This is a genomic window from Simplicispira sp. (assembly GCF_028687295.1).
Taxonomy (GTDB): domain Bacteria; phylum Pseudomonadota; class Gammaproteobacteria; order Burkholderiales; family Burkholderiaceae_C; genus Simplicispira; species Simplicispira metamorpha.
Genome location: NZ_JAQUAL010000125.1, coordinates 1 through 9,595 on the forward strand (window position 1 = coordinate 1; position 9,595 = coordinate 9,595).

General features: G+C 64.6%; 11 protein-coding genes. 3 read left to right on the forward strand and 8 right to left on the reverse strand.

What is annotated here, in order from left to right:
- Both PHX69_RS12635 and PHX69_RS12640 read right to left on the reverse strand, forming a co-directional pair.
- Positions 1 to 564 (reverse strand): MlaE family ABC transporter permease (locus PHX69_RS12635; protein ID WP_288044100.1); only part of this gene is annotated, 564 nt, incomplete at its 3' end.
- Positions 565 to 681: 117 nt separating this feature from the next.
- Entirely contained in the window at positions 682 to 1,143 is a 462-nt protein-coding gene (locus PHX69_RS12640) for a Cd(II)/Pb(II)-responsive transcriptional regulator (RefSeq protein ID WP_119012553.1), read from the reverse strand.
- A gap of 40 nt (positions 1,144 to 1,183) precedes the next feature.
- Here PHX69_RS12640 and PHX69_RS12645 point away from each other — a divergent pair, with 40 nt between their 5' ends.
- The 3 genes from PHX69_RS12645 to PHX69_RS12655 all read left to right on the forward strand — a co-directional run bounded on the left by PHX69_RS12645 (position 1,184) and on the right by PHX69_RS12655 (position 4,915).
- Positions 1,184 to 3,358, forward strand: a complete 2,175-nt coding sequence (locus PHX69_RS12645; protein ID WP_288044103.1) for a heavy metal translocating P-type ATPase — start codon at positions 1,184 to 1,186, stop codon at positions 3,356 to 3,358.
- A gap of 73 nt (positions 3,359 to 3,431) precedes the next feature.
- A complete protein-coding gene (gene cho, locus PHX69_RS12650) occupies positions 3,432 to 4,328 on the forward strand; it encodes an excinuclease Cho (RefSeq protein WP_288044105.1) in 897 nt (298 codons plus the stop codon).
- Positions 4,329 to 4,456: 128 nt separating this feature from the next.
- Positions 4,457 to 4,915, forward strand: coding sequence for a bacteriohemerythrin (locus PHX69_RS12655; protein ID WP_288044107.1), 459 nt, complete (start codon positions 4,457 to 4,459; stop codon positions 4,913 to 4,915).
- 86 nt (positions 4,916 to 5,001) lie between these two features.
- Here PHX69_RS12655 and PHX69_RS12660 read toward each other — a convergent pair whose 3' ends face one another.
- The 6 genes from PHX69_RS12660 to PHX69_RS12685 form a co-directional block, all read right to left on the reverse strand.
- Positions 5,002 to 5,583 (reverse strand): hemerythrin domain-containing protein, encoded by a 582-nt coding sequence (locus PHX69_RS12660; RefSeq protein WP_288044109.1) that lies wholly within the window; start codon positions 5,581 to 5,583, stop codon positions 5,002 to 5,004.
- 28 nt (positions 5,584 to 5,611) lie between these two features.
- The gene (locus PHX69_RS12665; RefSeq protein WP_288044113.1) at positions 5,612 to 6,325 is read right to left on the reverse strand and encodes an ABC transporter ATP-binding protein; all 714 of its coding nucleotides are present in this window, start codon (positions 6,323 to 6,325) and stop codon (positions 5,612 to 5,614) included.
- Between the two features lie 4 nt (positions 6,326 to 6,329).
- Positions 6,330 to 7,085, reverse strand: coding sequence for an ABC transporter ATP-binding protein (locus tag PHX69_RS12670; RefSeq protein WP_119012548.1), 756 nt, complete (start codon positions 7,083 to 7,085; stop codon positions 6,330 to 6,332).
- Between the two features lie 3 nt (positions 7,086 to 7,088).
- On the reverse strand, positions 7,089 to 8,102 hold the full coding sequence (locus PHX69_RS12675; protein ID WP_119012547.1) for a branched-chain amino acid ABC transporter permease: 1,014 nt from the start codon (positions 8,100 to 8,102) through the stop codon (positions 7,089 to 7,091).
- Positions 8,103 to 8,106: 4 nt separating this feature from the next.
- Positions 8,107 to 8,988 (reverse strand): branched-chain amino acid ABC transporter permease, encoded by an 882-nt coding sequence (locus tag PHX69_RS12680; protein WP_119012546.1) that lies wholly within the window; start codon positions 8,986 to 8,988, stop codon positions 8,107 to 8,109.
- Positions 8,989 to 9,073: 85 nt separating this feature from the next.
- Positions 9,074 to 9,595: ABC transporter substrate-binding protein (locus PHX69_RS12685; RefSeq protein ID WP_288044111.1), on the reverse strand; the 522-nt coding region annotated here is incomplete at its 5' end.

Below are 9,595 nucleotides of genomic sequence, written 5' to 3' on the forward strand. Positions count from 1 at the left end.
CACGTTAAAGCCATACACGCTGAGATAAGCCATGACCAGCGCCACCACACACGACAGCGCCGCCAGCGTGATGCTGGCAAACACCCCGGCCAGCACGCGCGGCAGCAGCTGTGTGCGCACCGGGTCGGCGCCGTGCTGGCGCAGCCAGCCAAAATGCCCCGACTGGCGCAACAGCGCCAACTGCGCGCCACTGGGAATGGTGCAGCGCATGGCCACAAACAGCGCCGCCGTCAGCGGAATCAGCTCGAGCACCAGCACACGAATGACCATCTCCAGCGCATAGCGCGACAGCCCGTAGCTGAGCGCCGTGACCACCACGATGTGCGTAATCACCAGGCACAACAGCGCCGCCAGCACCGTAAAGCCCAACAGGATGGGCGCAGTGCCCAGGTACATGTGGCGCGCCAGCGTGCGCCGCGCCGCCGGGTTGTAGCTCGATGGCGACAGCACCAGCACCAGCACCACCGCCCCCAGGTACACGATGCGGCTCCAGGCCAGCACCCAGCGCTGCCAGGTGCGCCACCAGCGTGCGGGAATGCGGGAGCCAGGCAAAAGCGACATCATGGGCGAATCATAGCGCCCACGGGCGCCATTTTTTGATACCAAATGGGCCTCTAACGCCCATCCAATGGGCGCGAGCAGCTATCAATTTGATAATCTTCACAAAACCCCTGCGTAGGCTTATACATGGCGCTTGGCAGGGGCACTGCGCGGCGCCGACAAGGCCTGGGCATCGGCCTGGGCGTGCAGGGCCGCAATGATGTGGCAGTGGTCATCGCTGCCGTCGCAGCGGTTGCGCAGGGTTTGCAGGTCGCGCTCCAGGGCGTGCAGCTCTTGCAAGCGCGTGCGCACATGCGACAAGTGCGCGTCCAGAGCATCGCGGGCGGCATCGCAGTCGCTTTTGCGCGCCCAATCGAGCGCCAGCAGCGTGCGCACCTCGTCCAGCGACATGTCCATGGCCCGGCACAGGCGGATAAAGCGCAGCTGGTGGATGTCCGAATCGCTATACAAACGATAGCTGCTTGCGCTTCTCCCGTGCGCCTTGAGCAGCGATTCCTTCTCGTAATACCGGATATTGACCGCCGACACGCCTGAGCGCCGCGCCGCCTCGCCAATGCGCCACTGCGCAACACTGTCTGACATCGCTTGACCTTCGAGTGACTTCAAGGATTTCAATCATGGCATGAACTCCACATCCCACTCCCGCAGGCCCCTGCCCGGCGCCCAAGGCACGGCCTTGCCACCCACACCGCCTGCGCCATTGGCAGCCCATCCGCCCCACGACCACGACCACGACCACCGCACGCCCGCGCCTGCGGCCAGCGCCTGTGCCCCCGCTGGCTGTGGTTGCAGCCATGGCAGCAGCCACAGCGATGGCGACGGGCACGGTGCGGACGATGGCAACTACGCTGGCCACGACCACGGCGCCCTGCCCGGCTGGGCGCGCGTGGGCGCGGCCCTGGCCCTGGCGCTGCTGGCCGAGCTGTGGCACCTGTTCGCCCCCGCAGGCCACACCTGGCAAGCGGCAGGCATGGCGCTGGCTGCGGCGGCCATTGCCCTGTCGGGCCTGGGCATTTACCGCTCGGGCCTGCGTGATCTGGCGCGCCTGCGCCTGGGCATCCACGCCCTGATGGCAGTGGCCGTGACAGGCGCCTTCCTGATCGGCCAGTGGCCCGAGGCGGCGATGGTGATGGCCTTGTACGTGGCCGCCGAGCGCATCGAAGATGGCGCCATGGACCGCGCCCGCCACGCCATCCGCCAGCTGCTGGCCCTGGCACCCGACAGCGCAGACATGCAGGGCAGCGACGGCCAATTCCAGCGCGTGCCCGCGCGCAGCGTGCCCCTGGGCGCCACCGTGCGCATCGCCCCCGGTGCGCGCGTGCCGCTGGACGGCACCATCACGCGCGGCCACAGCGCCGTCAACCAGGCACCCATCACCGGCGAGAGCGCCCTGGCCGACAAAGGCCCGGGCAAGCCGCTGTACGCTGGCAGCATCAACACCACGGGCGAGCTGGAGATGCGCGTGACCTCGGCAGCCGGCCAGACCACGCTGGACCGCATCGTCCACGCCGTCGAACAGGCCCAGGCCAGCCGCGCCCCCACCCAGCGCTTCATCGACCGCTTTGCCGCCCTCTACACCCCCGCCGTGCTGGTGCTGGCCGTGGCGCTGGCCGTGGGCGCGCCGCTGCTGCTGGACTGGGGCTGGCGCGATGCGCTCTACCAGGCGCTGGTGCTTCTGGTGATGGCCTGCCCCTGCGCGCTGGTGATTGCCACACCCGTCACGGTGGTCAGCGCACTCACGGCGGCAGCGCGCCACGGCATCCTCATCAAAGGCGGCAGCGCACTGGAGGCCGCCCGCCACCTGCGCGCCGTGGCGTTGGACAAAACCGGCACCCTCACGCACGGCCAGCCCACGTTGGTGGCTTGGCAGACCTGGCCCGAAGGTGCGGCATCGGCCACGCAGCACACCGCAACGGCCCAAGCGGCGCTGCTGCTGGCAGCGCGCTCTGACCACCCCGTCTCCCGCGCCATTGCCCAGGCACTGCAAGCCGGCGCTGGCAGCGCCGCCGCCCGCCACACCGCGCCCACCTTGTCAGCCGATGCCGTAGAGCACTTCACCGCCCTGCCTGGCCGGGGCGTGCAAGGCCACATCAACGGCCAGCCGCTGGTACTGGGCAACCTGAGCCTGGTGCAAGAGCGCGGCCAATCCAGCCCCGCCCTGGAAGCGGCACTGGCGCAGCACGCCGAGCAAGGCCGCAGCGTCACCCTGCTGGCCGATGCCCACGGCGTGCGCGCCCTGTTTGCCGTGGCCGATACCCTGCGCGCCCACGCCCCCGAGGCGATTGCGCAGTTGCAGGCCCTGGGCATCACCACGGTGGTGCTGAGCGGTGACAACCTGGCCACCGCGCAAGCCATCGCGCGCGAGGCAGGCATTCTGGAGGCCCGTGGCGCCCTGTTGCCCGAAGACAAACTCAACGCACTGGCTGAGATGCAGCAACGCCTGGGTGCCACCGCCATGGTGGGCGATGGCATCAACGACGCCCCGGCCCTGGCGCGCGCCGACATCGGCTTTGCCATGGGCGGCAACGGCAGCACCGGCATGGCCATGGAAACCGCCACCGTCGTGCTGATGAGCGATGACCTGCGCCGCGTGGCAGACACCGTGGGCCTGTCACGCCGCACCCACCGCGTGCTGTGGCAGAACATTGCCTTTGCACTGGGGGTCAAGGTGCTGTTTTTTGGTCTGGCACTGGCGGGCAGCGCCACGCTGTGGATGGCCGTGCTGGCCGACATGGGCGCCAGCCTGCTGGTGGTGGCCAACGGACTGCGGCTGCGGCGCTGGCGGGGGCAGCGCTGACCGGTGTGCAGGGGCGTGGTCACGCCTACACTGCGCGGCTTGAGCGCCTTTGCACCCCGCCACCCACGCTGCCATGCACCGCCCTGCCCGCCGCCGCCCCGAGTTTGACCAGGCCAGCACCTATGAATACCCCACGCACCTGCGCGAGGCCATTGCCGACATGCCCGCCGCGCCCGGGGTGTATATCTTTCACGGGCAGGAAGGCGACCTGCCGCTGTACATCGGCAAAAGCATCAACCTGCGCAGCCGCCTGCTGTCGCACCTGCGCACGGCCGACGAAGCACGCATGCTGCGCCAGACCCGGCGCATCAGCCATATCCGCACCGCTGGAGAGATAGGCGCCCTGCTGCTGGAGGCGCGCCTCATCAAGGAGATGCACCCGCTGTTCAACCAGAAGCTGCGCAGCAACCGCCAACTGTGCGCACTGCGCACGACAGGCGGCCAGCCCGAGGTGGTGTATGCCAAAGACATCCACTTTGCCACCGAGTCGGGCCTGTATGGGCTGTTCAGCAGCCAGCGCGCCGCACAGGAGGGGCTGCGCCAGCTGGCCGATCAGCACCGCCTGTGCTACGGGGCACTGGGCCTGGAGAAGCTGGCACCGGGCAAGGCGTGTTTCCGGGCCATGCTGCACCAGTGTGCGGGCGTGTGCCGGGGCGATGAAACGCCCGGCGAACACCGCCAGCGTCTGTTCACGGCACTGGAAGACCTGCAAATTGCCACCTGGCCTTACCCTGGCGCCATCGGGCTGGTCGAACGCTTCACGCCCGGGCGCGGCGACGCTGCATCACCCCCCCACCCGCACGACTTCCAGATCCATGTGGTGCGCCACTGGTGCTACCTGGGCAGCGCCACCGACCACCAGAATGCGGGCGCGTTGGATTCGGTGGCTGCCGGGTTTGATGCCGACGGCTACAAAATCCTGTGCAAGCCGGTGCTCAGTGGCTGTGCTGAAGTGATTTTGCTCAGCTGATCGGCCGCCTTTGGTGATTTTCAGCAACGGGCTGGCGATAATTCCGCATGCAATAAAAAACCAGAAACCATCTGCCCGCTACCGCCTGCCAACCACCATTTTTATTTTTTACCTTTTCCAAATCCACCATGACACCCAACGACACCACTGCACCACAACACCCTATGCAATGGAGCGATGAATACCTGCTCGGCTATAACCCGATTGATACGGTACACGAAGAGTTTGTCGGTTTGCTGGGCCAGCTGCAAAACGCCGACGATGCAGCACTGCCCGCACTGCTGGACCAGTTTGCAGCGCATTGCGTTTCGCATTTTGAAACAGAAAACACCTGGATGCGGGAAACCGAATTTCCGCCACGCGACTGCCATATTGATGAACACGCCGCCGTACTGCACTCGGTGCGCGAAGTGCAGGGATTATTGGCAGAGGGCGAAGTGGCCATCTGCCGCGACCTGGTGGCACAACTGGCCGACTGGTTCCCCAAGCACGCAGACCAGCTGGACTCGGCACTGGCGCACTGGATGACCAAAAGAACCCTGGGCGGAAAACCAGTGGTTCTGCGGCGCGGCCTGAAGCTGCGCTGACGCACACCAGCCGCTGTGCCAGACAGGTACTGGCGCCAAGCGGTGGGGGGCACCCCTGCCCCCCAGTAATGCGCTGGAGCCGCGCCTTATCGGTGCTCAGCACCCAGGCCGTAAGGCGCCGGGATGATGTTGACCAGCCTGCGGAACAGCTCGCGGAACTCGCGCTGGGTGTTGATGCCCACCAGCGGGTCGCTGTTGGACTTGAAAGCCGCGTTGATCTGCGTCCAGTCCTGCGGCGTCAGGTGCGCTTCGGCCAGGGGCAATATCACGTTTTCTTCACGGTGCATGTGCGCCCAGTGAAAATTGGCGTAATCGTCCACGGCCTGGGCAAAAGCTTCAAAACGGGCCGGATCGGCGGCATATTCACGCAAAGTTTCTACCACCCGCGTGGTCACGGCAGCGCCGCGTTCGTGCTCATCCTGCAAAATATCCAGGTCAGTGGCCGATGCGGGATAACGCAGGCGCAGCGCCGGAAAAAGATATTGGTCTTCTTTGGGGTGGTGCAGCTTATCGGGAAACTGCTCCACATAAGAAACAATGGCTTGCAGCAAAGCAAAATCTGGTTTTTGCCCCCGATTTTGAATTTCCTGAATCAGAAACTGCAATCCTTTGATGACTGAAGCCAGTGCCCGGTGCTCGTCTCGAATAATGGTGGCGGCTATTGACATTACATTTCCTTTTGAGGCAGTTTCACGATTACACGCCCAGCAGTTTGGGCAGTGCCGGATTCAGCGCCACTGCGTCGGACGAGCCGGAAAGCTCCACCAGCCCTTTTTGCAGCACGATGGCCTGGTCGCTGTGGGCCAGCACCCGGCGGTAATCGCGGTCCACAATCAGCGTGGCGATGCCGCTGTCGCGGATGTCGGCAATCACGTTCCAGATTTCATTGACGATCAGCGGCGCCAGCCCCTCGGTGGCCTCGTCCAGAATGATCAGCTCGGGGTGCGTCATGAGGGCGCGGCCAATCGACAGCATTTGCTGCTCCCCGCCCGAGAGCTGGTTGCCCATGTTGGTCAGGCGCTCGGTCAGGCGCGGGAAGGTCTGCATCACGCGGTCATACGTCCAGTCGTTGCGGCCATCGCGCCCGGGGCGGGCGGCCATCAACAGGTTCTCGCGCACCGTCAGGTTGTGGAACACGCCCCGCCCTTCGGGCACGTAGGCCACGCCCAGGCGCGCCACCTGGTGCGGTTTGAACTTGGAGGCGTCTTGACCGAACAGCGTGATGCGGCCCTCGCGCTGGGTGACATGGCCCAGCAGGGTGCGGATCAACGTGCTTTTGCCCATGCCGTTGCGCCCGAGCAAGCCCATGGTCTGGCCACGCGCAATCTGGATGTCAACGCCGTGCAGCACATGGCTGGAGGCGTACCAGGCGTGTACGCCCTGGGCGTCCACCAAAAAGTCGTTACCCATCATGTCAGTGTCCTTCCCCGAGGTAGGCGGTGCGCACTTCCTGGCTGTTGCGGATGAATTCAGCATCGCCCGAGGCGATCTTGACGCCGTTGACCATCACGGTGATCACATCGGCAATGCGGAACACGGCGTCCATGTCGTGCTCCACCAGCAACACCGCGTGGTCGGTGCGCAGGGCATCCAGGAGCTGGAGCATGCGCTCGGTTTCTTCGGCCCCCATGCCGGCCAGCGGCTCGTCCAGCAGCAGCACCTGGGGCTTGGTGGCCAGGCACATGGCAATCTCCAGCTGGCGTTTCTGGCCGTGCGACAGCATTCCGGCCTGGCGCTCGAGCATGCCGTCCAGGCCCGCGCGGGTGGCGGCGTCGCGCGCGGCCTCGGTGCTGTAGGCACATTGGTGGGCTGGCTGCCACCACAGCCAGGGCTTTTGCGCCGCTGCCTGCGCGGCCAGGCGGCAGTTTTCAAACACGCTGAAGCTGGGGTAGATGGTGTTGCGCTGGTAGCTGCGGCCCAGCCCGTGGCGGGCGCGGCGCGCCTGCGGCCAGGCGGTCACGTCCTGGCCCATCAGCTCCACCGTGCCGGTGGAGGGCGGAAATTCCCCCGACAGCATGTTGATCAGCGTGGACTTGCCCGCCCCGTTGGTGCCAATGACCGCATGCACGGTACCGCGCGCCAGCTCGATGGACACATCATTGACAGCGACCAGCCCGCCCCAGCGGCGCGTGATGTTGATGCCGCGCAGCAAAATGTCGGTTTGCTTCATGGCTTATCCCTTTTTGGTGGCCGCGCCACCCAGTTCTGAACCACCCGTGAGGCCCCCCGCCAGACGGGCACGCAATTGGGCTGGCAAATCCACCAGACCGTGCGGCAAAAATGCCACCGCCGCAATGATCACCAGCCCCAGGCCCAGGTGCCAGTGCTTGGCAAAGTCGCCAAATATCGCTTCAGACTTGAAAAACTCTTGCAGCAGCGCAAACGCGAAGGCACCGATCAAGGCACCACGCAAATGGCCCAGTCCACCCAGAATGATCATCACCAGCACGGCGCCCGACAGGTGCCAGCTCATCATCTCGGGGTTGACGAAGCCGTCCTTCACGGCAAACAAAAAGCCCGCCAGACCAGCGATGGCGCCCGACAAGGTGAACGCCGCCAGCTTGTAGGGGTACGTGGAAAACCCGGTGGCGCGCATGCGCTGCTCGTTGACGCGAATGCCTGCCAGGGCGCGGCCAAAGCGCGAACGCAGCAGCACGGCCAAAAAGACAAACACCGCCACCAGACAAGCCAGCGTGAAAAAGTACATGGCCACGGGCGAATCCAGATGAATCAGGCTGCCCAGCCCGGGCTTCATGTTCAGGTAGATGCCGTCAGAGCCGCCGCCCAGGGGCGTGTCATGCACCACAAAGTAGGCCATCTGTGCAAACGCCAGCGTCACCATGATGAAGTACACGCCTTTGGTGCGCAGCGACAAAGAGCCCACCACCAGCGCATACAAGCCCGCCGCCAGCACCGCAGCGGGCAGCAGCCACAGCAGCGAAGCGGGCTCGGACTCGGGCGACAGCAGCACGGCCATGTAGGCGCCAATGCCAAAGAACGCGGCCTGGCCAAAGCACACCAGCCCCGCCCCGCCCACCAGCAGCTCCAGGCTGAGGGCAAAGATGGCGTAAATCATGATCTTGCTCACCAGATCGACGCCAAAGTTGCCGCTGAAAAAAGGAAAAGCTGCCAGTGCGACAAAGAAGACCGCCACAAAGGCGAACTTGGATGTTTCGTTATGGGTCATTGCATTAGCCCGCTTTAAAAAGACCATCGGGTTTCCAGAGCAGGATGCCTGCCATCAGCAGGTACACCAGCACGCCAGAGGCTTGCGGCAAAAAGACCTTGCCGAAGGTATCGACCACGCCAATCATCAAAGCGGCCACCAGCGCGCCCTTGATGGAGCCGATGCCGCCAATTACCACCACCACAAAGCAGATGATCAACACTTGGTTGCCCATGCCCGGGTACACCGACGACACGGGCGCAGCCACCATGCCGGCCAGCGCGGCAATGGCCACCCCGGCGGCAAACACCACGCGGTACAAAAATTGGATGTCAATGCCCAGCGACTGCACCATCTCGCGGTTGCTGGCACCGGCGCGGATCATCATGCCCAGGCGGGTGCGGGTGAACACAAAGAACATGCCCACCGCCAGCGCCAGACAGACGGCCGAGACAAACAGGCGGTACACCGGGTAGGTCATCATCTCGCCCAGTTGCAGCGAGCCCGCCAGGATGTCGGGCACCTTCACGCCATACACATCGTCGCCCACCAGCAGGCTGCGCAGTTCCTCGAACACCAGAATCAGCCCGTAGGTCATCAGCACCTGCTGCAAATGCTCACGCTCGTACAGGTAGCTGTAAAAAGCCCACTCCAGCACATAACCGAGCAGCACCGACAGCACCAGCCCCACCACCAGCACGGCAAAAAAACCGCCACCGAAGGTGCTGCTCACGATGGGCGACAAGGCATACGCCATGTAAGCACCCACCATGTAAAAACTGCCGTGGGCGAGGTTGATCACCCCCATGATGCCGAAGATCAGCGTCAACCCCGAAGCGACCAGAAACAGCAACAAGCCGTACTGCACCGCATTCAGACACTGAATGAGAAAGGTTGTTAAGTCCATATTGATTTCCGCGTGGCACCCTTCCCCCGCGCGGGGGGAAGGGCTGGTTTAGGAGCTGGAGAGCCAGAAAGCCAGGGCGCCCGAATTACATGCGGCAGCCACGGCCCGGGTCTTCCAGCGCCTTGCTGGCGATGCCGACCACCTTGTTTTCCTTGCCGGACACTTCACGCAGGTACAAGTCCTGGATCGGGTTGTGCGACTTGGAGATGGTGAACTTGCCACGCGGGCTGTCGATAGTGGCCTTGGTCAAGGCAGCGGCAAAGCCCGCCGTGTTTTTTGCATCGCCCTTGACGGCAGCCAGACCGATGCCCAGCATCTGGGCGGCGTCGTAGCCTTGCACGGCATACACATCGGGCTGCATCTTGTAGGCTTTGGCGTAGGCCAGACGGAAAGCGTTGTCGCGCGGGGTGTTCAGGCCGTCGGCATAGTGCAGCGCGGTCAGCACACCATCGGCATCGGCGCCCTGCGCTTCCAGCGTGCCATCGGTCAGGAAGCCGGTGCCAAACAGGGGGATGTTTTTCTTCAGGCCCGCACCGGCGTAGTCTTTGACAAACTTCACCGCGCCGCCGCCCGCAAAGAAGGCAAACGTGGCATCGGGCTTGGCAGA